The sequence below is a fragment of the Micrococcus sp. KRD070 genome (assembly GCF_017168435.1).
In the GTDB taxonomy this organism is placed as follows: Bacteria; Actinomycetota; Actinomycetes; order Actinomycetales; family Micrococcaceae; genus Micrococcus; species Micrococcus luteus.
The window spans coordinates 283,213-306,155 of record NZ_JABFNH010000022.1 but is presented as its reverse complement, the minus strand read 5'-3'; the positions used below and the strand labels follow the sequence as shown (position 1 = coordinate 306,155).

The following is a 22,943-nucleotide window of genomic DNA, read 5'->3' as shown; positions in this document are numbered from 1 at the left end:
CTCATGGGCCCCACCCTACCTGCGAGACTGGGGGCCCGCGCGTCGCGGAGGGGCCACGGACGGCGCGGGCCCCCAGTCTCGCAGGTAGGGTGGGGCCCATGAGTGCCGTCCGTTCCGCCGTCATCCCCTCCGAGCTGCTCTTCGGCACGGTCGTGCCCGCCATGGTCACCCCCATGACGGACGAGGGCGCCGTGGACCTCGAGGCGGCCGCCGTGCTGGCCGAGCACCTGGTGGACCGCGGGGCCGACGGCCTCGTGGTCACCGGCACCACCGGCGAGACCTCCACGCTCACGGACGACGAGAACGTGGCGATGTTCCGCACCGTCGTCGAGGCCGTGGGGGACCGCGCCAGGGTCGTGGCCGGCACCGGCACCAACGACACGGCGCACACCCTCGAGCTGTCCCGCCGCGCGGCCGAGACGGGCGTGGACGGGCTGCTGCTCGTCACCCCGTACTACAACAAGCCCAACCAGGCCGGCATCCGCGCGCACTTCGAGGCCGTGGCCGACGGCGTGGACCTGCCGATCATGCTCTACGACATCCCGGGCCGCTCCGTGATGCCGATCGAGCCCGAGACGATCATCGCGCTCGCGCAGCACCCCAACATCCGTGCACTCAAGGACGCCAAGGGGGACCTGCAGTCCACCACCACCGTCCTGGCGCACACGGACCTCGACCTCTACTCCGGCGACGACGGCGCGACCCTGCCGCTCATGGCGCTCGGCGCCGTGGGGGTCGTCTCGGTGGCCGCACACGCGGCCCCCGAGCTGTACCGCCAGCTCGTGGACGCCGTCCACGCCGGCGACCTGGCCGGTGCCCGTGACCACCACTTCGCGCTGGACCCCGTCCAGCGCGGCATCATGACCCACGTCCAGGGCGCGGTGGCCGCGAAGGCCGTCCTCGCCGCCCAGGGCGTCATCCCGTCCGCAGCCGTGCGGCTGCCCCTCGTCCAGGCCACGCCGGACGAGCTCTCCGTCATCCGAGCCGACCTCGCGGAGGCCGGCATCACCTTCTAGAAGGGACCCGTTCCATGACCGCAGGCACCCGCCTGTCCACCCCGCCCAAGCTCAAGCGGGGCACCTGCCGCATCGTCCAGTTGGGCGGCCTCGAGGAGGTCGGCCGCAACATGGTCACCTTCGAGATCGACGGCAAGATCCTCATCGTCGACTGCGGCGTCCTCTTCCCCGAGGAGCACCAGCCCGGCGTCGACCTGATCCTGCCGGACTTCGACTACATCCGGGACCGCGTGGATGACGTCGTCGGCATCGTCCTGACCCACGGCCACGAGGACCACATCGGCGCCGTGCCGTACCTGCTGCGCCTGCGCGACGACATCCCCGTGATCGGCTCCAAGCTGACCCTCGCCCTGATCGAGGCCAAGCTCGAGGAGCACCGGATCACGCCGCGCACCCGCGTGGTCAAGGAAGACGACATCGTCGAGTTCGGCCCGTTCGAGTGCGAGTTCGTGGCCGTGAACCACTCGATCCCGGACGCGCTCGCCGTCGCCATCCACACGGACGCCGGCACCATCCTGCACACCGGCGACTTCAAGATGGACCAGCTGCCGCTCGACGGCCGCATCACGGACCTGCGCGCCTTCGCCCGTCTCGGCGAGGAGGGCGTGGACCTGTTCATGACCGACTCCACGAACGCCGAGGTCCCGGGGTTCACCACCACGGAGGCGGAGATCGGCCCCACCCTCGAGCGCTACTTCGCCACGGCGAAGCGCCGCATCGTGGTGGCCTCGTTCTCCTCCCACGTGCACCGCGTCCAGCAGGTCCTCGACGCCGCCCACAAGCACGGTCGCAAGGTCGCCTTCGGCGGGCGCTCCATGATCCGCAACATGACCATCGCGGCGAAGCTCGGCTACCTCAACGTGCCGAACGGGATCCTCGTGGACATCCGCAAGGTGGACAAGTACCGCGACGACGAGATCGTGCTCATGGTCACCGGCTCGCAGGGCGAGCCGATGGCGGCCCTGTCCCGCATGGCCAACGGGGACCACCAGGTGCAGCTGGAGGAGGGCGACCTCGTCGTGCTGGCCTCCTCCCTGATCCCGGGCAACGAGAACTCCGTGTTCCGCGTGATCAACGGGCTCATGAAGCTCGGCGCGACCGTGGTGCACAAGGGCATGGCCAAGGTGCACGTCTCCGGCCACGCCTCCGAGGGCGAGCTGCTGTACTGCTACAACATCGTCGAGCCCGAGTTCGTGATGCCGGTGCACGGCGAGACCCGCCACCTGATCGCCAACGGCCGGATCGCGGAGAAGACCGGCGTGCCGGCCGAGAACGTCATCCTGGCCGGCAACGGCACCGTGGTGGACATGACCGACGGCCTCGTGAAGGTCGTCGGCGAGGTGGAGTGCGGCTACGTGTACGTGGACGGCTCCTCCGTGGGTGAGATCTCCGACTCGGACCTCAAGGACCGCCGTGTCCTGGGCGAGGAGGGCTTCCTCTCGATCATCACCGTGGTCAACCGGCAGACCGGCACGATCGTGTCCGGCCCGGACGTCCACGCCCGCGGCGTCGCCGAGGACGAGAAGGTGTTCGAGGAGATCAAGCCGAAGATCGTCCGGGCGCTCGAGGAGGCCGTGCAGTCCAGCAAGGACCACACCGCCCACCAGCTCCAGCAGGTGGTCCGCCGGACCGTCGGCACGTGGGTCAACCGCAAGCTGCGCCGCCGCCCGATGATCATCCCGGTGGTCCTGGAGGCCTGACCCCTCCGGGTCGCCATGCCTGCCGTGTCCGCGGTTCGCGGTAGTTTGGTAGGCATGGCGACCCGTACTTCCCCCACGCGTTCGTCGTCCTCCTCCTCCGCCACGTCCCGCTCCGGCTCCGCCGGACGCCGAGGCTCCGGACGGAAGGGGTCGACCGCGACCGTCCCCGAGGCCGACCGGCCCGCCGCGCCCCTGCGCGCCCTGCACACCCTGTGGATGGGGTTGGCCACACCGGTCGGCGCGGGCTTCCGCAAGCTCGGCCCGGACGTGCGCATCGACCGCGAGGAACGCCGTGACGGCACCGGCCTGCTCCTGCTGCTGCTCGCCGCGCTGATCGCGGCCGTGGAGTGGTGGGGCCTGCGCGGCACCGCCGTCGGCCGCGTGGTGCACGGGGTGGTGGGCGGCACCGTCGGGTGGTTCGCCCTCCTGGTGCCGATCGCCCTGCTCGTCGTGGCCGTGCGCTGCTTCCGCCACGCCACGGACCATCGCGCCAACGGGCGCATCATCATCGGCCTGCTCATGGCCACCGTCGCGGGCTCCGGCATCGCCCACCTCGTGGGCGGCGTGCCCTCGGCCGCCGACGCCTTCGAGGACATGCTCGGCGCCGGGGGCATGGTCGGCTACCTCGCGACGGCGCCGCTGGCCTCCCTGCTGACCCCCGTGCCCGTCTGGGTCCTCATGATCCTGCTGGCCTTCTTCTCGGTGCTCGTGCTCACCGCGACGCCCGTCGGTGCGATCCCGCAGCGGCTCGCGGGAGGCTACGACTGGCTCACGGGCCAGGACCCCGAGGGCGCCTCCGAGCAGCGGGCCGCCCGCCGCGACGAGCGGCGCCGGGCCCGTGAGGAGCGCCGCGAGGCCGAGGACCTCGCCACCCCGCTCTCCGTGGACGCGGAGACCGGGCGCACCCACCCGGACCACGACCAGTCCTACCTGGACGGACCGGCAGCCGGCTCCCACGCCGCCGGGGCCTCCCGGCCGGGCCTGTTCGCGCGCCTGTTCGGCGGGCGCCGGGCACGCGAGGATCAGGCCGCCGACGCCGCCTCGGAGCACTCCGCCGGCACCGCCTACGACTCCCCGGTGATCCACGAGGCCGAGGCCGGCTCCCACGCCGCCCCCGAGGCCGAGACCACCCAGGTCCTGCCCCGACCCGCCCCGCGGCGGGCCGCTCGCGGAGAGCAGGGCGTGTTCGACGCCGAGCAGGCCGCCGCAGACGCGCGTGACCCGCGGGACGCGGACCAGGACGCCTCGGACGACTTCGACCCGTGGGTGGACGAGGACGACGCGCCCGAGGACGCGGACGCCGAGCCGCAGCCGCCCGCCGGAGTGCGCCGGCCCACGGCCGCGGACCGTGCCCTCGAGCAGGTGCGCGAACACGCCCGCGCCCAGCGCGAGGCCGCCGCCCCGGCCGCCACAGCCCTGGAGGAGGACGCGGGGGAGGACACCCCGTTCGCCCTGGACGACGCCCCAGGTCAGGGCTCCGGGACCGCCGCACCGTCGTCGTCCTCCGCCGTGCCCGCCAGCACCCCCGCACCGGTGCCGCCGGTGACCGCAGAGCCGGCCCGCGGCACCCAGTCCCCGCTGGGCGGGGACGTGTCCTACACGCTGCCGCAGTCGGCCCTGCTCCCTGCCGGCCCCCAGCCGAAGGAGCGCTCCGAGGCCAACGACCGGGTCGTCGCCGCGCTGACCACCACGTTCACCGAGTTCAAGGTGGACGCCCAGGTCACCGGGTTCTCCCGCGGGCCGACGGTGACGCGCTACGAGGTCGAGGTCGCCCCCGGCACCAAGGTGGAGAAGGTGACGGCGCTGGAGAAGAACATCGCGTACGCGGTGGCCTCCTCGGACGTGCGGATCCTCAGCCCCATCCCGGGCAAGCGCGCGATCGGCATCGAGATCCCCAACACGGACAAGGAGGTCGTGGCCCTCGGCGACGTCCTGCGCTCGCAGGCCGCCCAGCGCACCGACCACCCGATGGTGATGGGCGTCGGCAAGGACGTGGAGGGCGGCTACGTGGTGGCCAACCTCGCGAAGATGCCCCACATGCTCGTGGCGGGCGCCACCGGCGCCGGCAAGTCCTCGTTCGTGAACTCGATGATCACCTCGATCCTCATGCGCTCCACCCCGGACGAGGTGCGCATGGTGATGGTGGACCCCAAGCGCGTCGAGCTCACCGCGTACGAGGGCGTGCCCCACCTGGTCACCCCGATCATCACGAGCCCGAAGAAGGCGGCCGAGGCGCTGCAGTGGGTCGTCAAGGAGATGGACACCCGCTACGACGACCTCGCGGCGTTCGGCTACAAGCACGTGGACGACTTCAACAAGGCCGTCCGGGCCGGCCAGGTGAAGCTGCCGCCGGACTCCAAGCGCGTGCTGCGCCCGTACCCGTACCTGCTGGTCATCGTGGATGAGCTCGCGGACCTGATGATGGTCGCCCCGCGCGACGTCGAGGACGCGATCGTGCGCATCACCCAGCTGGCCCGTGCGGCCGGCATCCACCTCGTGCTCGCCACGCAGCGGCCGTCCGTGGACGTGGTCACGGGCCTGATCAAGGCCAACGTGCCCTCGCGCATGGCGTTCGCGACGTCGTCGGTCACGGACTCGCGCGTGGTCCTGGACCAGCCCGGCGCGGAGAAGCTGCTCGGCCAGGGCGACGCCCTGTTCCTGCCGATGGGCAAGTCCAAGCCCATGCGCGTGCAGGGGGCGTGGGTCAACGAGTCCGAGATCCACGCCGTCGTGGAGCACGTGAAGTCGCAGATGCAGGTCCAGTACCGCGAGGACGTGATCCCCGAGAAGACCGAGAAGGTCATCGACGAGGACATCGGCGACGATCTGGACCTGCTCCTGCAGGCCGTCGAACTCGTGGTCACCACGCAGTTCGGCTCCACGTCCATGCTGCAGCGCAAGCTGCGGGTGGGCTTCGCGAAGGCCGGCCGCCTCATGGACCTCATGGAGTCCCGCGGCGTCGTGGGCCCCTCCGAGGGCTCCAAGGCCCGCGACGTGCTGGTCAAGCCCGACGACCTCGCGGACGTGCTCGCCACCATCTCCGGAGACACCCCGCCCTCGACCGGAACCGGTGACGACGCCGCCTCGGCGTCGTCCGCTCCGCGCGACCTGGTGCAGGAGGACCTGGACTCGCGCCCGGCCGCCGTGGACTGGAACGATGAAGACGACGACGAGGGATCGGAGGACGCGTGGCAGCTGACGGGCAGATGAGCACGGCGGGCGGGGCGCAGCACGTGTCCGCCTGGAACCTGCCGAACATCCTGACCTCGGTGCGCATCCTGATGGTGCCCTTCTTCGCCTGGGCGCTGTGGGCCGGCGGGCCGTGGGGCGGCGACTCTCTCCTCGCCCGCTGGGTCGCGCTGGCGCTGTTCGCGGCGGCCATGTACACCGACAAGCTCGACGGGGACATCGCCCGCGCCCGCGGGTTGATCACCGACTTCGGCAAGATCGCGGACCCCATCGCGGACAAGCTGCTCACGGGCACGGCCCTCGTGCTGTTCTCCCTGCTGGGCGAGCTGTGGTGGTGGGTGACCATCGTGATCCTGGTGCGTGAATGGGGCATCACCCTGATGCGCTTCGTGGTGATCCGCTACGGCGTGATGCCGGCCGGCCGCGGCGGCAAGCTCAAGACCGTGCTGCAGACCGTGGGCATCGGCCTGCTGCTCCTGCCCCTGGCCCCGCTCGTGGGCGGCTGGTGGCCGTGGGCCGGATGGGTGGTCATCGGGGCCGCCACCGTGCTGACGGTGCTGACCGGCCTGGAGTACGTCAAGGACGCGTGGGTCCTGCGGCGGGACGCCTTCGCCGCCCAGCGGGGGGCCTGAGGCGATGACCATGGCGGCGGCCCGGGACGTGGTGCACGCGCTCGCGGACGCGGGCCTCACGGTGGCGACGGGGGAGTCCCTCACCGCCGGCCTGCTGGCCGCGCGCCTGGCCGACGTCCCCGGGGCGTCGGCCGTGCTGCACGGCGGCGTGGTGGCCTACCAGAACGCCGTGAAGACCGGCCTGCTGGGTGTGCCGGAGGACCTGCTCGCGCGGATCGGGGCGGTGGACGCGGACGTGGCCCGGCGGATGGCCCTCGGCGCCCGGGCGGCCCTGGGCGCCGACGTCGGCGTGGCCACCACGGGCGTCGCCGGGCCCGAGCCGCACCAGGGCCAGCCGGTGGGCACCGTGTGGCTCGGCCTGGCCGTGCCCGACGCGGACGCGAGCGCGCTGGACGTGCTCGGCGGCGAGCGCGACGGCGCGGCCACCGCGATCCTCCTCCGGCTCGACGGCGACCGGGCCGCGATCCGGGAGGCCACCGTCGCCGCGGCGCTGCAGGCCCTGACGCACCTGCTCGCCGGCCCCGACCACTGAGGCTGCATGGGGGCGCCGACCGACCCGACTCGGCGCCCCGTCCCTGGTGCCGGCCCGACCCGGCGCGTAGGTTCGGCGCGATGGAGACCGCATCGCCTCCCACCCCGCCCGAGCATGCGCCGCAGGACGGCGACGACGCCCCGGGCCCCCGCGTCATCGGCCTCGTGGCCGACCCGGGCACCCCGTGGGCCCTCGTGCGCCGCATCGCCGGGGACGTCGAGGACCGGCTCGACGAACGCCTGCCGCAGCCCGGCGGCTGGCGGGTCGAGACACGGCAGGAGTCGCTGCCGGTCGGTGCGACCGGGGGCATGGTCCTGGAGGAGCCGGTCCGCTCACTCGCGGACGGGCAGGGATGGGACACGGTGGTCGCCGTCGTCGACCTGCCCCGGTTCGACGACCGGCGCGGCGTGGTGGCGGACGTCGTGCCGCAGCTGCGGGTCGGCGTCGTGTGCGTCCCGGCGCTGGGGGTCATCACCCCGGCCCGCCGGCTGCGGGAGACGGTGCTGCGGATCGTCGAGCACATCGACACCGCCCCGCACGTGGACCCGCCGGACGGGGAGCTGGACGTGCAGTCCTCCGACGAGTCCGGCGAGGTGGAGGAGGACGGCGGCCGGTCCCCGGCGGACGAGCCTCCCGAGCCCGACACGGCCGCGCTGCGGGGCATCGCCCCACTGGGCGACGTCGACGCGGACGTGACCACGACCACCGGGATGGGCGGCGGGTCCCGGCGCACGTCCACGGTGTACGTGAAGGGCTGGACGGGCACGCTGCGCCTGCTGGCCGGGATGGTGATGGCCAACCGGCCGCTGCTCATGCCGCGGGACATGACGTTCACGATCGCCTCGGCCAGCGCGGCCGGTGCCTACGGCGTGTTCTTCGGCTCCATCTGGGTGCTCTCCAGCGTGATGTCTCCGGGGCGGCTCGCGGCGGTCAGCGTGCTGTCCGTGGTGTTGCTGGTGGCGTGGCTGGTCACCACGAACGGTCTGTGGACGCACGGTGCGGCCCACCGGCACAGCTCGCGGCTGGACAACCTCTCCACCGTGCTCACCGTGGGCCTGGCCTGCACCGTCGTCTACGTGCTGCTCTTCGTGACGCTGCTGCTGGTCGCGCTCATGATCATCCCCGTGGAGTATCTGGGGGAGGAGCTCGAGCAGCCCAGCGGTGTGGGCGACTACGTCCGGCTCGTGTGGCTGGCGGCGTCGATGGGCACGATGGCCGGGGCCGTCGGATCGAGCCTGGACGACTCCGAGCGCATCCGGAACGCCACGTACTCCCTGCGGGAACGGCATCGGCGCTCGGAGCGGCACGAGGGCGACGGGGCCGCGGAGGGCCCGACGGCGGGGGAGGCGGTGTCTCGGGAATGAACGCGACCCCGCCCGACGTTGAATGTAACGAGTCAAGAAGAGTGCCTCGCGGGATCAGGCCCGCGGTCCGGCGCCCTTCAGGAAAAGTCCAGGAGCAGGCGATAGACATGATGCGACATCCCGTCCATTCCCACGGAATCACGCGCTGGGTCGATGACCAGCCCCGTCCCCGCGCAGCCGCCCCCGACATCAAGGAGCGCAGCATGCCCCTCCTCCGCCACGAGATCGGCGACGTCCTGCGCGACGTCCGGCAGCTCCAGGGCCGCACCCTGCGCGAGGTCTCGCACGACGCCCGTGTCTCGCTCGGCTACCTGTCGGAGGTGGAGCGCGGCCAGAAGGAGGCCTCCTCCGAGCTGCTGGCCTCGATCTGCCAGGCGCTGGCCATCCCGCTGTCCTACCTGCTGCGGGAGGTCTCGGACCGGCTCGTGGAGCAGGAGGGCATGGTCGTCCCGGACACCCTGCCGGACGACCTCACGGACCCCAGCCTGGGCTCGCTGGCCGGCCGCTGACCCCGCCACACCCACGGCGCGGGCGCCCCGTCTCGGGGCGCCCGCGCCGTCTGCGTCCCCGTCCCTGACCCCGCGACCGACCACAGAGAGGACCGCCCGTGCGCGAGAGCGAGTTCCGCCGACTGATGGACGAGGAGTTCGGCCCCGCCCGGGCCGGCCTCGTGGCCGACTCCCTGCACCTGCCCGGCCTGGACACCACCGCGACGGCGGCGCTCGCCGCCGGCGTGGACCCGCGGCGGGTCTGGCTGGCGGTCTGCGACCTGCATGAGATCCCGCAGGAGCGGCGTCTCGGTCGGGACGTGCCGCCGAAACGCTGACGTGTTTCTCTGCCGCCAGAGCCCTGGCCGGTACAGTGGCTGGGGGCCGGGCGTGTGGTTGACACGCGATGGCCTGCTAACCAAGGGCAGGTACCAATCGAACAGGTGCGTGGCCACCAATTCGGACTAAGGAGCCACCGATGATTTTGGCGGACGCCGGGGCGACGGGCGTGGCCCGAGTCCGTTCGAGGGGCGGCGTTTACGACGTGGTCGTGCCGGACTCTGGCACGGACTACATCCAGGGACACCTACAGCGCGAGGGTTCTCCCTACGAGGAGGAGATGCTGGACAGGATGGCCGCGGCCCTGTTGCCCGGTGACCTTGTCATTGATGTCGGGGCCAATATTGGCAACCACACGCTTAACCTCGCTTGTGTGGCCGATGCCCGAGTAGTCGCTATAGAGCCAGACAGCCACCTTGCCGATGCATTGCGCCGGTCAGTCGAGTTAAACGGCGCCGTTGACCGCGTCGAGGTGTATGAATGTGCCGCGGGTGCGCAACCCGGCTTTGGGCGTTTGATCCTACACGATCCTGCGAATCTGGGAACGCAGTCGCTCTCATTCGAAGAAGGTGATGCTGGCCAAGATGTGGCTGTCTACACCCTCGACGATCTCATCCAAAGGCAAAGCGTACGCATGGTGAAGATCGATGTAGAGGGCTTTGAACTGGAGGTCCTGCAGGGCGGGATGGAGATGATTACCAGAGACCGCCCGTTGATCTGGGTCGAGTGCCTGGACTATGAAGCGTATGAGGCTGTGAGCTCATTGCTAAGCCCGCTCGGCTACCGTGTAGTTGACGTGGTAAACGCCTCGCCGACGCTGCTGTTCTCCCCCGGAGGCAAGCAGAACGACGCAGGGGAGCGGACCGGAATAAATGCAGTCATGCATCGCCTTTACACCGAGCGTCGGATAGCGGAGTCCCTTCGCAGCAAATTCCAGACAATCACCAACGATTTGGAAGATCCCGAGGCTCGGAAACTAGTAACGCATCTAGGCGCTCTCGCGGAACTGGAGATCGGACAGTCCGCGGCCGAGGCTGAACTCAAGGGGGCCTTGACGGACGCTCGGCGACGGATTGCGGAACTCGAGGCCAGAGAACGGCTTCATCTAGAGGACTTCCGCGCCATCCGTGGATTCGTGGAAACGGTCGAAGATCGACTCTGGTCCACACGTACCGTCCAGGCAGAGAACGAGGCGGCCGCAGAGCGTCTTCGGTATCTGGAAGATGCGCTCGAACTCGTGACGACAGAAAAAGAGATGGCCCTTGCCGAGGCCGGCGAGATGCGCGCGACCCTACGCCGTATTCGATCGTCTCGAACTTTCCGCGCCGGTAGGGCGTTGAGTGAGGCCCAAAGCGTTTCCGGCGCATCGCGCGCACTGCCTCGACTGCTTGCGATCATCCGTGAAGAGAAGAAGAAGCGCGACGTATGACCCGAGCAATTCCCAAGCCAGTGGTGCCGGCCGACATAGCAGCTCGACGCCGCAACAGTGATCCCGTCCCGGTGCGCCGACGAGCCGGCCGAGCCGGAAAGCTCGTCGTCGCTTGCATTTTGGACGAGTTCTCACAAACTGCGTTCGAGGCCGAGGCAGATTTGGTGCCACTAACGATGGAGTATTGGCGTGCCGAGATCGCGGCGGCCCAGCCGGATCTCCTACTCGTTGAGTCAGCCTGGCGGGGGCACCGGCAGACCTGGTGGAACACGGTGCACCGCCTTGGACCCGAACTTCAGGGGATCTTGGCGTGGTGCCGCTCTCGCGGCGTCCCCACGGCGTTCTGGAACAAGGAGGACCCGGTCCACTTCAACACGTTCCTCACGGCTGCGGGCGAGTTCGATGCGGTATTTACCACCGACCTCGACTGTGTTCCGCGCTATAAGCGCGAGCTGGGTCATGAGAATGTGCACTTCCTGCCCTTCGCGGCGCAGACCGCCCAATCCAACCCTGTCGAAGTGTTTGACCGCGTGGAGGGTTGCGCTTTTGCCGGTGCCTATTATGCGAAGTATCCAGAACGCCTTGCTGATCTCCAAGAGCTGTCCGCGGAACTCTCCGCGGATGGGCGGCGGTTTGACATCTACGATCGCAATCATGGGCGTGCTACCTCGGGCTACACATTCCCGGAGGACTATCAGCGATACATCGTCGGCGGGGCGCTGACGCCGGGCCTCCTGGACGTGCCCTACAAGGGCTATACAGTTAACCTCAACCTGAATTCGGTTAAACAGTCGCAGTCGATGTTCGCTCGTCGGGTTTTCGAATTGCTTGCCTCCAATACTTTGACCGTCAGCAACTTCTCCCGCGGGCTTCGACTGATGTTCGGGGACTTAGTCGTCTCTACTGACTCAGGCAGGCAGATGCGACGCCGGCTCGAAGCGATCGAGGCCCAGCCGAACGGCAACGAGCGTCTTCGTGCCGTGGCCCTTCGCAAGGTCCTGCGCGAGCACACCTACACAGAGCGCTTAGAGTTCGTCGCGTCGCGGTCAGGGGTGACGTTGCCGGATGCTGCTGTCGAGCGTCCGCTGATGGTTGTCCCCTCTACCCTCGGCCGGGATGCAGCGGCCGTCGTGGAACTTGTCCGCCGATGGGCAGGTCAGACCTGGAACGACTGGGTCCTGGCCGTGCAGGGCAAGGTTGAGGAATTCGCGCCCATGCCGCTTGAGCTACAGGATCCTCGTGTGGTCCTGTTCGACGAACTGGCCGACTTGGACGGGCTGGCAAGGACAAGGGGGTGCACCCTCGCCGGGATGCTTGATCCCAACGACTGGTACGGCCCCCACTATCTCGAGGACATGGTCCTCACTCTGAGATGGGCGGATGTGAAAACGTGTGGGCACGTGGAGCACTACGCCGTTGACAGCGTCGACGGCTCGCTCGAACGCCGTGAGCTTGGTACGGCCTGGCGACTGCAGGACAAGATTCTGCCGTGTCGTTCCCTCTCGCGACTTGATTGGGCACAGGTGGCGGACTGTAACGGAGTCGCTAGGCAACTGGACGCTGCGCAGCTGTCGGGCCTGGCCGTCTCGCCGCTCGAATATTGCGCCGGAGGCGCGACCTCGGAAGAGCCAGCACTCGCGCCCGCGTCCTCGCTCGATGTTTACGAGGGCTTGACACTGACGGAGATCCGTCAGCATGCGGACGATCTGGTCTTCGCAGAATCCAGCGACGACATGCCGGTTATGGACCTGGGAACCATCTTCGAGGGAATGAAGTCCTTCGACGAGATGACTCTGACATGGGAGGACGGAGTGCCCCGTGTCACGTCTTCCCTTGGGGCAGGCCGGCACCAGTACTGGATTAACTCACTGGCGCGCCCAGTGGAGTTTCACCAAAACGGTAATGATCAGCCCGTGTACTTCGACGTCAGCGTCGGACTCGACATCATGCTCGTTGCCTATTGGTTAGATGCTGACGGACAGCGCTTCGGCCATGCCATGATTCCGGCGCGCCAGTACACCACCGTCAAGATCCCCGAGCAGGCTCGCGCGATGCGTTGGGGTCTACGGGTGAGTGGATCCGGTAGCGCCGTGGTCCATCGCGTAGTAAACGGGCCCTACGTTGCGCCCTCCGTGCCCATGCTGGCTGGAAGTTCTGATGTGTTGATCACTAACATCTATCCTGCCTATGACAACCTCTACAGGAATGGGTTCGTTCATAGTCGGCTTCGTCGATATAGGGAGATGGGCCACCGCCTGGAAACCATCCTCGTGGGCGAAGGAGACGGCCCTAGATTTCGAGAGTTCGAAGACGTCGACGTGGCCGTATTGCGTGTCCAGGACCTCATTGCGACTCTTGCAACGGGAGAGGTGAAGACCCTCGTAGTACACTGTTTGCTCCCCGAGACGTGGAATGTATTGAAGGCTACGTCTGACCTCCCTCCGACCACGGTGTGGGTTCACGGATTCGAGATCCAGCCCTGGTGGCGTCGCCGTTTTAACTACGCCACGGAAGAAGAGCTGGATGCCGCTAAGATGCTCACTGAACAGCGTTTGGCAATGTGGAGAGAAGTCTTCGATTCCAGCCCCGACAATATGCACTTCATCTTTGTCTCCCGGTGGTTCGCTGAAACAGTTTTCGAGGATGTCGGTATTCGCTTGCCAGACCATCGGTATTCGGTGATTCATAATCCAATCGATGACACCGTCTTTCCGTATCAAGAGAAGACCGCGCAGCACCGTCTTCGTGTCCTCTCGATCCGCCCATACCATTCGCATGTATACGCCAACGACCTTGCCGTTGCTGCTGTTCTTGAGCTATCCAACGAGCCTTGGTTCAATGAGCTGGATTTCACATTTATTGGAGATGGCCCTCTCTTCGAGGAGACGCTGGCGCCATTGTGGGATTTCGAGAATGTATTGATTCGAAAGGGATTCTTGACTCATGCAGAGATCGCGTCCGAGCATGCTCGGCATGGCGTACTGCTCGTGCCCACCCGCAGCGACACCCAGGGCGTCAGCCGCGACGAGGCGATGTCCTCGGGTCTGGTGCCCATCACGTCGGCGGTGGCCGCGATCCCCGAGTTCGTCGACGAGGAGGTCGCCTTCCTGGCGCCGCCCGAAGACCACCGCGCGCTCGCGGACGCCGTCCGGACGCTGCGCGCCGAGCCCGCGCGGTATCTGAGGATGTCCGCGGCCGCGGCACGCCGGGTCCGCAGACAGTCCGGCGCGGACCACGTGCTGGACGCCGAACTCCGCCTGGCGTTCCGCACCGACGGGGACCACTCCGCTCCGTCGGTCCGTCCCCATCCCGAGAGAGAGGCCCACAGGCCATGACCGCACGCATCGCCGTCGTCGGGAGCGCCCTGACCCGCTCCGCCCTGGTCGCGGACCCCCGGCTCTCCGTGCCCGCAGGGCACTTCCTCGCCCGGGTCTCCATGGCCGGACTGGGCACCCCGCCCGTCGAGGACGCCGACCTGACCGGGGTCGCCTCGGACTTCCGGCGTGAGCTGGTCCGCCGCGACGTCGACCGCATGCTCGTGGCCGACCTGGTCCGGCTCGATCCCGACGCGATCGTCGTCGACGTCGCCGACGAGCGCTTCGCCCTCGACGTGCTCCCGTCCGGGGCCGTCGTGACCGTCTCGCCGGAGTACCTCGAGTCGGCACCGCCGCAGGACGGCCGGCGCCGGGTGCCCAGCGGCGACGACGAGCACTTCGCGCTGTGGGTGGCCGGGTGGCGGACCTTCCTCTCCACCCTGGATGCCGTGGGTCTGAGAGAGCGGCTGATCCTGCATCACGGCGGGGTGGCGGTCCGCACCGCGGACGGGACCGCCGCCCGGCACGAGGCCGCGATCCTCGCTGCCGCGCGCTACGCGGACCGGCTCGCCGACCGGGCGGCCCAGGACCTCGACCCGGCCCGGGTGGTGCGCGTGGACGACGCGATCCGACACGCCGCGCTCGCCGACGACGGCACCGCCGACCCGCTGGCCCTCGCCCCGGCGGCCGCCGCCGCGCTGGCGGCCGGGGTGGTCGCCGTGCTTGACGGACGCGATCCATGGGAGGTCGACGGTCTCGTCGACGTCAGCCCGGACGCGGAGCCCGTCGAGCCCGCTGCGCCGCAGGCCCCGGCCGAGCCCGCTGCGCCCGAGCCGTCCGCCGAGCCCGCTGCGCCCGAGCCGTCCGCACCATACCGGGACGTCGTGGAGAGCGACTATGCGAACTACGGGGTCGACCCGGTCCGCTGGGGGTCGGTCGAGGAGTTCGCGGCCTCCGGCTTCGGTCCGGGACTGCACATCCTGCCCCTGCCGGACGGCAATCACCTTGACCTCATCATCCGCGGTGACCTCGGGGGCGTGGGAGAGCGCGAGTCCGTCGTCGTCTTCCTCACGGGCGCGATGAGCCAGCGGAACAGCGTGGCCCCGCCGTTCTTCGCCGGGCGTCGGCTCTCCTACGAGCTGGGGATCCCGTGGGTCGCCGTCAGCGACCCCTCGATGCAGCTCGCCGACGACCTCCTCCTCGGGTGGTACACGGGCTCGCCCGGCTCCCAGGCCCACGCCACGTTGCTCGCCACTCTGCGGGCCCTGGCGGACGGGCTGGGCCGTGACCTGCTCCTGGTGGGCGGGTCCGGGGGCGGTTTCGCGGCGCTGCGGCTGAACGAGGAGCTCGAGGGGCGCAGCAGCGTCTTCGCCTGGAACCCCCAGACGGACCTGCTCGACTACCACCCGCCCACGGTGCGGGACTACCTGCGGACGCTCTTCCCCGGTGAGGAGCTCGACCCCGTCGCGGAGCGCGAGGCCGTGGAGGCGCGGCTGGCCGAGGAGGGGATCGGGCACCGGGTGGGCACGCTCGACGCGGGCCGTCGCGTGGTGGTGTTCCAGAACGCGGGCGACCACCACGTGGAGGGGCACCTGCTGCCCCTCGTCCACCGCACCCCGGGCATGACGGGCGGCCCTCGGCGGTTCGCCACGGACGCCGAGCACCAGGTGCGGATCGCCACCTGGGGGGCCGGGCACGCCGCGCTGCCCGCCCACGTGACGGCGCGGGCCGTGGACGCGATGCGTCGGGGCCACTCGGCCTCGACCGTGGCGACGGACATCGACGCGCTGCTGGCGCATGAACGGGGCGACGACTCAGACGGGCCGGACGTCCTGGTCACCGCCGAGCCCGGCGGGCTCTCACGGGTGGACTGGGCCGCCTTCCCGGGAGAGGCCGACGACGGGCACGCCTGCACCCTGTCCCGGATGCACGGCGAGGACGTCGTGGACCAGGTGGAGCACATCGGTCCGCCCGTGGTGCTGCCCCGGCTGGACGACGGAGAGCACTGGCGGCTGGAGGCGTTCGACGCGCGCGGTCGGCGGGTCCACGAGATCCACGTCGACGGTCGGGGGGACCCGGTGCTGTTCGGTGGCACGGGCGGCTCCGCCCGGCCCCGTCGCGCCCGGCAGTGACGCCGGCGCGTCCGGGTGTCGGCGGTCCGGCCGCGGCATCGCCCGGCCCCGGTGGGGTCTGTAGCCCAGGCCCGGCTTCGAACACGTGTTCGAATAATGCGGTAGAGTCCTGCACAGCAGTGCGACGGGGTGATCTCGTGCACAGGCGGAGCAAGGCGTGCTTATCATGTCCGCTGCTCCCCGTAGATTCACGGACATGACCGAGGCGGGCGCTCCAGCGTCCGTCGCAGCACCACCAGAGCTAGGGGTGAAGGATGAGCAAGGTGACGGATCGCGAGAAGGCCCTCGAGGCCGCTCTCGCCCAGATCGACAAGCAGTTCGGCAAGGGTTCCGTCATGCGGCTGGGGGACCAGACCCAGGCGCCCGTCGAGGTCATCCCCACGGGCTCGGTGGCCATGGACGTGGCCCTGGGCATCGGCGGCCTGCCGCGCGGCCGCGTGGTGGAGATCTACGGTCCGGAGTCCTCGGGCAAGACCACCCTGGCCCTGCATGCGGTGGCCAACGCGCAGCGCAACGGTGGCATCGCGGCCTTCATCGACGCGGAGCACGCCCTGGACCCGGTCTACGCCCGCAAGCTCGGTGTGGACACGGACGCCCTGCTGGTCAGCCAGCCGGACACGGGCGAGCAGGCCCTGGAGATCATGGACATGCTCGTCTCCTCGGGCACCCTGGACATCGTCGTCATCGACTCCGTGGCCGCGTTGACCCCGCGCGCCGAGATCGAGGGCGAGATGGGCGACTCCCACGTCGGCCTGCAGGCCCGCCTCATGTCCCAGGCGCTGCGCAAGGTGACCGGCCGCCTCCACCAGACCAAGACCACGGCCATCTTCATCAACCAGCTGCGCGAGAAGATCGGCGTGTTCTTCGGCTCCCCGGAGACCACCACGGGCGGCAAGGCGCTCAAGTTCTATGCGTCCGTGCGCATCGACGTCCGGCGCATCGAGACCCTCAAGGAGGCCGGCAACCCCGTCGGCAACCGCACCCGCGTGAAGATCGTCAAGAACAAGATGGCCCCGCCCTTCAAGCAGGCCGAGTTCGACATCCTCTACGGGGTCGGCATCTCCCGCGAGGGTGGCCTGATCGACATGGGTGTCGAGGAGGGCATCGTCAAGAAGTCCGGCGCGTGGTTCACCTATGACGGGGACCAGCTCGGGCAGGGCAAGGAGAACGCCCGTCGCTTCCTCCGGGACAACCCGGACCTCGCCAACGAGATCGAGCAGCGCATCCTCACGAAGCTCGGCATCGGGGTGGCCCCGGAGGCCGAGGATGACGAGGCCCCGGCCCTGACCGCGGTTCCGGGGGACACCGCGGCCGGATGACCCGATCGCACAGGAACGTCGGAGGCGGGGTCGCCCACCGGTCGGAGACGACCGGCCGGAGCGGCTCCGCCTCCGGTGCGTCCGCGTTCGACGACGCCCGGGACTCGGACGTGGGCCGGATGTGGCTCGACCTGGCCGACGTGCCGGAGCCGACGTCGTCCGACGCGGACGCCACGGACCCCGCGCAGGACGCCGTGCCCGCGCACGACGCCGGAACCCCCGTGGGGGACGTCCGGGACCCCGTCCCTGACGCGGTGCCGGATCTCGGAGCCCTGCTGACCCGCGCGAGCGACCTGCCCAGCCCCGTGCCCGGCGCCGGGCCCCGATCGCTGCCGTGGTCCGGGGGCGAGGGCACCGGGGCGGGCACCGAGCGCCGAGGACGGAAGCGGGCGCCCGCCAAGCGGTCGGGGCGCACTCGGCCCCGCGAGGACGGCCGCGCGCCGGCTGAGCCCGCCCCCCAGACCGCCCCCGACGTCGCCCCGGCCCGGCGCCCCTGCCGACCGCACCGCGTGAGCGTGAGGAGGCCGCACGCGAGGTCGTCCTGCGCCAGCTCGCCCTGGGCCCCCGCTCCCGCGGCCAGCTCGAACGCAAGCTCGCCGAGCGCCAGGCCGAGCCCGAGCTGATCGAGCGCGTCCTCGACCGCTTCGAGGAGGTGCGGCTCGTGGACGACGCCGCCTTCGCCGAGGTCTGGGTCCGCAGCCGTCACCGAAGCAAGGGCCTGGCGCGCCGCGCCCTCGGGCACGAGCTCCAGCAGAAGGGCGTGGACCGGGAGATCGCCGCCGAGGCGCTCGAGGCCATCGACGGCGAGGACGAGCGGGCCGCCGCCCTCGACCTCGTGCGCCGACGGCTGCGGGGCCGCACCGTCCCCGGCGGCGCCTCGCCGGAGGCCCGGGCCGAGCGGGACAAGGTGACCCGCCGCCTCGTCGGCATGCTGGGACGCAAGGGCTACGGCGGCGGCCTCGCGTTCGCCGTCGTGAAGGAGGTCCTCGCCGAGCACGAGGAGTGAGCGGACCCGGGTCGCGCCCGGAGTTCCTAGAATGGTGCGGTGACTCTGACGGACCCCACCCCCCGCACCACCCCGCTCGCGCAGGACGGCGCCGCCATGCGCCCGCACGAGGGTCTGACCTATGAGGTCCGCACCTTCGGCTGCCAGATGAACGTGCACGACTCCGAGCGCATCTCCGGCCTGCTCGAGTCCACCGGCTACGCCCCGGTCGCCGAGGACGCCCAGGCCGACCTCGTGGTCTTCAACACGTGCGCGGTCCGCGAGAACGCGGACAACCGCCTGTACGGCAACCTCGGCAACCTGCGTGCGGTGAAAGACGCGCACCCGGGCATGCAGATCGCCGTCGGCGGGTGCCTCGCCCAGAAGGACCAGGCCACCATCCAGCGCAGGGCTCCGTGGGTGGACGTCGTCTTCGGCACCCACAACATCGGGTCCCTGCCCGTGCTGCTGGAGCGCTCCCGCCACAACGCCGAGGCCGAGATCGAGATCCTCGAGTCGCTCGAGGTGTTCCCCTCCACCCTGCCCACCAAGCGCGACTCCACGCACTCCGGCTGGGTGTCCATCTCCGTGGGCTGCAACAACACGTGCACGTTCTGCATCGTCCCGTCGCTGCGCGGCAAGGAGAAGGACCGCCGCCCCGGGGAGATCCTCGCCGAGGTGCAGGCACTCGTCGACGCCGGCGCCGTCGAGGTCACGCTGCTGGGCCAGAACGTGAACACCTACGGCGTCGAGTTCGGCGACCGCGGCGCGTTCGCCAAGCTGCTGCGCGCGTGCGGGGAGATCGAGGGCCTCGAACGCGTCCGCTTCACCAGCCCCCACCCGGCCGCGTTCACGGACGACGTCATCGACGCGATGGCCGAGACCCCCAACGTCATGCCGCAGCTGCACATGCCCCTGCAGTCGGGCTCGGACAGAGTGCTCAAGGACATGCGCCGCTCCTACCGGTCCGCGAAGTTCCTGCGGATCCTGGAGAAGGTGCGCGAGCGCATCCCGCACGCCGCCATCACCACGGACATCATCGTCGGCTTCCCCGGGGAGACCGAGGAGGACTTCGCCGAGACGATGCGCGTGGTCGAGGCCTCCCGCTTCTCCTCCGCGTTCACCTTCCAGTACTCCATCCGCCCGGGGACCCCGGCCGGGGAGATGGACCACCAGGTGCCCAAGGCCGTCGTCCAGGAGCGCTTTGAGCGCCTCGTGGCGCTGCAGGACCGGATCTCGGCCGAGGAGATGGCCACGCTCGTCGGCACCCGCCAGGAGCTGCTCGTCACCGCCGACTCCGGCTCCAAGGCCGCCGAGCGCGGCCGCCTGTCCGGGCGCGCACCCGACAACCGGCTCGTGCACTTCTCCGTGCCCGCCGGGGCCGAGACCCCCCGCCCCGGTGACTTCGTCACCGTGACGGTCACCGAGGCCCACCCGTTCTTCGCCGTCGCCGACCCGACCGCCCAGGACTACGTCCTGCGCCGCTCCCGCGCCGGCGACGCGTGGGACCGCGCCCAGGCCGAGTCGTGCGGCGCGCCCGCCCCCGGCGCGGCGGGCGGCTCCGGGGCCACGAGCCTCGGCATGCCGACCCTGCGCCCGCGGTCCTGATGTCCGCCGCCGCGGCCCGGCCGCCCGTCGTCGCCGTCGTCGGGGCGACGGCGACGGGCAAGTCCGCTCTCGCCGTCGCCCTGGCGCACGCGCTGGACGGCGAGGTGGTCAACGGGGACGCCCTGCAGTTCTACCGGGGGATGGACGTGGGCACGGCGAAGGTCACCCCGGCTGAACGCGAGGGCGTCCCGCACCATCTGCTGGACGTGCTCGACGTCGGTCAGGAGGCCTCGGTGGCGGCCTTCCAGTCCGCGGCCCGCGACCTGTTCGACCAGATCCGCGCGCGGGACCGGACCCCGATCCTCGTGGGCGGCTCCGGGCTGTACGTGCGGGCGGCGCTGGACGTGCTCGAGTTCCCGCCCACGGACCCGGCGCTGCGGGCCGAACTGGAGGCGCGCGCGCAGCGGGAGGGCCTGGCCGGGCTGAGGGCCGAGCTGGCCGCCCTGGACCCGGTCTCGGCGGAGCGGCTGCAGGACGCCCGCCGCATCGTGCGCGCGCTGGAGGTGTGCCGGCTGACGGGCCGTCCGTTCTCCGCGTTCATGCCGGAGCGCACGTACGCCCCGGAGGTCGCCCCCGTGGTGCAGCTCGGCCTGCGCCTGGACCGGGTCGAGCTGCACCAGCGGATCGCGGCCCGGGTGGAGCGTATGCTGGCCGGGGGCCTGCTGGACGAGGTCCGCCGCCTCGACGTCCCCGGGCCGGAGGGGCTGCGGCAGGGGCCGACCGCGTCCCGCGCCATCGGCTACGCCCAGATGCTCGCCGTCCTCGACGGCGAGCTCACCGAGGCGGAGGCGGCCGAGCAGACCGTCGTGGCCACGCGCCGGTTCGCCCGACGCCAGGAGACCTGGTTCCGGGCCGACCCGCGCGTCGTCTGGCTCGACGCGCAGGGCGAGGACATCGTGGCGGAGGCGCTCGCCGTCGTCGCCGGGGACGCCACCTAGACTGGGCTCATGACCGAGCAGCCCGCGGCGCCCGCCGCCCAGGACCCCCTCCACGCGAGCGCGCCGCGCGTGCCGTTCACGAAGGGCCATGGCACGGGCAACGACTTCGTGCTGATCGCCGACCCGGACGGCAACACGCAGCTCGACGCCCAGCGCGTCGCACGGCTGGCTGACCGGCACCGGGGGATCGGCGCCGACGGCGTCATCCGCGCCGTGCGGTCCGCGCGTCTGCCGGAGGGTGAGGCGCTGCTCGCCGAGCACCCCGAGGCCGAGTGGTTCATGGACTACCGCAACGGCGACGGCTCGATCGCCGAGATGTGCGGCAACGGGGTGCGCGTCTTCGTGCACTTCCTGGTCGAGAAGGGCCTCGTGGACCTGGCCCCCGGCCGGGCGATCACCATCGGCACGCGCGCCGGCGTGAAGGCCGTGACCCGGCTCGAGCACGGCTACGCGATCGACATGGGCCCCTGGTCCTACCTCGACCCCGAGCTGGCGGAGGAGGCGGCGTCGGACTCGATGGTCCTCGCCCACGGCCTCACCGATCCGCGTCCGGCGCTGAGCATCTCGATGGGCAACCCCCACACCGTGGTCCCGCTGGCCTCCTTCGCCGACCTGGAGGGCCTGGACCTGGGCCGCGCCCCCGAGGTGGACCCCGCCCCGCCGCACGGCACGAACGTCGAGTTCGTGGCCGCGCACGAGCCGCTCGTGCGCGAGGGCGTCGGCCGCGTGCGGATGCGCGTGCACGAGCGCGGGGTGGGCGAGACCCAGTCCTGCGGGACGGGCGCGTGCGCGGCGGCTGTGGCGATGCGCGCATGGTCGGGCGACCAGGGCTCGGACTCGTGGCTCGTCGAGGTGCCCGGTGGCGTGCTGGCCGTCGACGTCGTGCCGGGTCCGGAGGGAGCCGAGCACGTGGTCCTCTCGGGCCCGGCCGAGCTGGTCTTCGACGGCGAACTCACCGCCTGACCGCTGTCGTTCGGGGAACGGCGTCTCAGCGCGCCCGCGCCACCCGCAGGATCCGGAAGCCCTTGACGCTGTCCGCCCGCTCCGCGGTGAACCGGCCGGGCGCGCGCTCCTCGAGCATCCGGCCGATCCACGGCAGCAGCGAGTCCGCGCCCAGGTTCTTCTGCACCACCAGCCAGGCCTCGCCGCCGGGGACCAGGCGTGGCAGCCACCGCTCCAGCAGGGCGTGCAGCGCCGGCTTGCCGATCCGGATGGGCGGGTTGGACCAGATGAGGTCGAACTCCGCGCCCTCGGGGACGTCCTCCGGCCGCAGTGCCACGACATTGCCGAGGCCCAGCGCCGCGGCGTTGTCGCGGGTCAGCTGCAGGGAGCGGTCGTTGACCTCGACGGCGGTCACCTCCGCCTCGGGCGACCGCAGCGCCAGCGTGAGGGCGATCGGCCCCCAGCCCGCGCCGACGTCGAGGAACCGGCCCCTCGCCGGCGGCGCGGGCACGGCCGAGAACAGGGCCGCGGTGCCCTTGTCCAGACCGTCCGGGGAGAAGATCCCGTTGGCCGTCTGGACCTCGACGTCGCGGCCGGCCAGGCGTGTCCGCACGGTGCGGCGTCGCTCGGGCGCGGAGGGGTCGACGTCGAAGTAGTGGGATGCGGGGCTCACGGCGACCATCGTAGTCAGCGGGTCGTGGCGGCCTTCAGTCCGACGCCGGCCCGGCCAGGTCCGAGAGGATCGCGCGCGCTGCGTCGCGCCCGGCGCGGTTGGCCCCGACCGTGGACTGGGAGGGGCCGTAGCCGAGGAGGAACAGGCGCGGCTCGTCCAGGGCGCGCCCGCCCGCCACGCGGATACCGCCGGCGGGCGTGCGCAGCCGCAGGGGAGTGTAAGCGGCCATGAAAAGCTGCCCATAGGTGGCCAGGGAATGACCCGCTGACGGCCATGAGGACTGCCCAGTGATGGCCACGGGAACTGCCCGGTGCTGGCCATCTGGTTTGCCCGCGTTGCTCGT

At 70.7% G+C, this 22,943-nt stretch carries 17 protein-coding genes and 1 pseudogene; 16 read left to right on the top strand and 2 right to left on the bottom strand.

Annotated features, from left to right (window positions below; all coding sequences use genetic code 11):
• Positions 1–98: 98 nt before the first annotated feature.
• The 16 genes from dapA to dapF all read left to right on the top strand — a co-directional run bounded on the left by dapA (position 99) and on the right by dapF (position 21,948).
• On the top strand, positions 99–1,016 hold the full coding sequence (gene dapA / locus J1M38_RS09070) for a 4-hydroxy-tetrahydrodipicolinate synthase (protein ID WP_036337647.1): 918 nt from the start codon (positions 99–101) through the stop codon (positions 1,014–1,016).
• A 14-nt stretch (positions 1,017–1,030) separates the two neighbouring features.
• On the top strand, positions 1,031–2,716 hold the full coding sequence (locus tag J1M38_RS09065; RefSeq protein ID WP_206481340.1) for a ribonuclease J: 1,686 nt from the start codon (positions 1,031–1,033) through the stop codon (positions 2,714–2,716).
• A 54-nt stretch (positions 2,717–2,770) separates the two neighbouring features.
• Positions 2,771–5,926: a DNA translocase FtsK gene (locus tag J1M38_RS09060; protein ID WP_206481339.1), complete on the top strand. Its 3,156-nt coding sequence runs from the start codon at positions 2,771–2,773 to the stop codon at positions 5,924–5,926.
• Positions 5,923–6,537, top strand: a complete 615-nt coding sequence (locus J1M38_RS09055; RefSeq protein WP_206481373.1) for a CDP-alcohol phosphatidyltransferase family protein — start codon at positions 5,923–5,925, stop codon at positions 6,535–6,537. Before J1M38_RS09060 ends, J1M38_RS09055 begins: the two co-directional genes overlap by 4 nt.
• Before the next feature lie 10 nt (positions 6,538–6,547).
• Positions 6,548–7,069, top strand: coding sequence for a CinA family protein (locus tag J1M38_RS09050; protein WP_206481338.1), 522 nt, complete (start codon positions 6,548–6,550; stop codon positions 7,067–7,069).
• A gap of 80 nt (positions 7,070–7,149) precedes the next feature.
• On the top strand, positions 7,150–8,433 hold the full coding sequence (locus J1M38_RS09045) for a hypothetical protein (protein ID WP_134376961.1): 1,284 nt from the start codon (positions 7,150–7,152) through the stop codon (positions 8,431–8,433).
• A gap of 107 nt (positions 8,434–8,540) precedes the next feature.
• Positions 8,541–8,942 (top strand): helix-turn-helix domain-containing protein, encoded by a 402-nt coding sequence (locus J1M38_RS09040; protein WP_206481337.1) that lies wholly within the window; start codon positions 8,541–8,543, stop codon positions 8,940–8,942.
• 98 nt (positions 8,943–9,040) lie between these two features.
• Positions 9,041–9,259, top strand: a complete 219-nt coding sequence (locus tag J1M38_RS09035; protein WP_002856506.1) for a DUF3046 domain-containing protein — start codon at positions 9,041–9,043, stop codon at positions 9,257–9,259.
• 140 nt (positions 9,260–9,399) lie between these two features.
• On the top strand, positions 9,400–10,689 hold the full coding sequence (locus J1M38_RS09030) for an FkbM family methyltransferase (protein WP_036315029.1): 1,290 nt from the start codon (positions 9,400–9,402) through the stop codon (positions 10,687–10,689).
• Positions 10,686–14,024 carry a glycosyltransferase gene (locus tag J1M38_RS09025; protein WP_080695878.1) on the top strand — a complete coding sequence of 1,113 codons (3,339 nt, stop codon included), beginning with the start codon at positions 10,686–10,688 and terminating at the stop codon, positions 14,022–14,024. The genes J1M38_RS09030 and J1M38_RS09025 overlap by 4 nt, the downstream gene beginning before the upstream one ends.
• The gene (locus J1M38_RS09020; RefSeq protein ID WP_206481336.1) at positions 14,021–16,135 is read left to right on the top strand and encodes a DUF6270 domain-containing protein; all 2,115 of its coding nucleotides are present in this window, start codon (positions 14,021–14,023) and stop codon (positions 16,133–16,135) included. Before J1M38_RS09025 ends, J1M38_RS09020 begins: the two co-directional genes overlap by 4 nt.
• Positions 16,136–16,389: 254 nt before the next feature.
• Complete coding sequence (gene recA / locus J1M38_RS09015; protein WP_036315035.1) at positions 16,390–17,454, top strand: recombinase RecA; 1,065 nt, start codon at positions 16,390–16,392, stop codon at positions 17,452–17,454.
• Positions 17,455–18,106: 652 nt separating this feature from the next.
• Positions 18,107–18,460, top strand: coding sequence for a regulatory protein RecX (locus J1M38_RS12085; protein ID WP_233569940.1), 354 nt, complete (start codon positions 18,107–18,109; stop codon positions 18,458–18,460).
• Between the two features lie 96 nt (positions 18,461–18,556).
• On the top strand, positions 18,557–20,047 hold the full coding sequence (miaB, locus tag J1M38_RS09005) for a tRNA (N6-isopentenyl adenosine(37)-C2)-methylthiotransferase MiaB (protein ID WP_206481539.1): 1,491 nt from the start codon (positions 18,557–18,559) through the stop codon (positions 20,045–20,047).
• The gene (gene miaA, locus J1M38_RS09000; RefSeq protein WP_206481537.1) at positions 20,047–20,985 is read left to right on the top strand and encodes a tRNA (adenosine(37)-N6)-dimethylallyltransferase MiaA; all 939 of its coding nucleotides are present in this window, start codon (positions 20,047–20,049) and stop codon (positions 20,983–20,985) included. The genes miaB and miaA overlap by 1 nt, the downstream gene beginning before the upstream one ends.
• Before the next feature lie 9 nt (positions 20,986–20,994).
• Positions 20,995–21,948: a diaminopimelate epimerase gene (dapF, locus tag J1M38_RS08995; RefSeq protein ID WP_206481535.1), complete on the top strand. Its 954-nt coding sequence runs from the start codon at positions 20,995–20,997 to the stop codon at positions 21,946–21,948.
• A gap of 25 nt (positions 21,949–21,973) precedes the next feature.
• Here the strand turns inward: dapF and J1M38_RS08990 are convergent, their stop codons facing one another.
• Positions 21,974–22,609: a class I SAM-dependent methyltransferase gene (locus J1M38_RS08990; protein WP_206481534.1), complete on the bottom strand. Its 636-nt coding sequence runs from the start codon at positions 22,607–22,609 to the stop codon at positions 21,974–21,976.
• Positions 22,610–22,634: 25 nt separating this feature from the next.
• A pseudogene (locus tag J1M38_RS08985) lies at positions 22,635–22,814 on the bottom strand (pyridine nucleotide-disulfide oxidoreductase); the annotation flags it as partial.
• Positions 22,815–22,943 lie beyond the last annotated feature (129 nt).

What these genes read in the sequence shown, in the direction of transcription:
- J1M38_RS09030 (WP_036315029.1), top strand. Translation starts at nt 9,400, where the DNA reads ATGATTTTGGCGGACGCCGGGGCGACGGGCGTGGCCCGAGTCCGTTCG.
- J1M38_RS09040 (WP_206481337.1), top strand. Translation starts at nt 8,541, where the DNA reads ATGATGCGACATCCCGTCCATTCCCACGGAATCACGCGCTGGGTCGAT.
- J1M38_RS09045 (WP_134376961.1), top strand. Translation starts at nt 7,150, where the DNA reads ATGGAGACCGCATCGCCTCCCACCCCGCCCGAGCATGCGCCGCAGGAC.
- J1M38_RS09065 (WP_206481340.1), top strand. Translation starts at nt 1,031, where the DNA reads ATGACCGCAGGCACCCGCCTGTCCACCCCGCCCAAGCTCAAGCGGGGC.
- J1M38_RS09025 (WP_080695878.1), top strand. Translation starts at nt 10,686, where the DNA reads ATGACCCGAGCAATTCCCAAGCCAGTGGTGCCGGCCGACATAGCAGCT.
- J1M38_RS09050 (WP_206481338.1), top strand. Translation starts at nt 6,548, where the DNA reads ATGGCGGCGGCCCGGGACGTGGTGCACGCGCTCGCGGACGCGGGCCTC.
- J1M38_RS09020 (WP_206481336.1), top strand. Translation starts at nt 14,021, where the DNA reads ATGACCGCACGCATCGCCGTCGTCGGGAGCGCCCTGACCCGCTCCGCC.
- J1M38_RS09055 (WP_206481373.1), top strand. Translation starts at nt 5,923, where the DNA reads ATGAGCACGGCGGGCGGGGCGCAGCACGTGTCCGCCTGGAACCTGCCG.
- dapA (WP_036337647.1), top strand. Translation starts at nt 99, where the DNA reads ATGAGTGCCGTCCGTTCCGCCGTCATCCCCTCCGAGCTGCTCTTCGGC.
- dapF (WP_206481535.1), top strand. Translation starts at nt 20,995, where the DNA reads ATGACCGAGCAGCCCGCGGCGCCCGCCGCCCAGGACCCCCTCCACGCG.
- recA (WP_036315035.1), top strand. Translation starts at nt 16,390, where the DNA reads ATGAGCAAGGTGACGGATCGCGAGAAGGCCCTCGAGGCCGCTCTCGCC.
- J1M38_RS08990 (WP_206481534.1), bottom strand. Translation starts at nt 22,609, where the DNA reads ATGGTCGCCGTGAGCCCCGCATCCCACTACTTCGACGTCGACCCCTCC.
- miaA (WP_206481537.1), top strand. Translation starts at nt 20,047, where the DNA reads ATGTCCGCCGCCGCGGCCCGGCCGCCCGTCGTCGCCGTCGTCGGGGCG.
- miaB (WP_206481539.1), top strand. Translation starts at nt 18,557, where the DNA reads ATGCGCCCGCACGAGGGTCTGACCTATGAGGTCCGCACCTTCGGCTGC.
- J1M38_RS09060 (WP_206481339.1), top strand. Translation starts at nt 2,771, where the DNA reads ATGGCGACCCGTACTTCCCCCACGCGTTCGTCGTCCTCCTCCTCCGCC.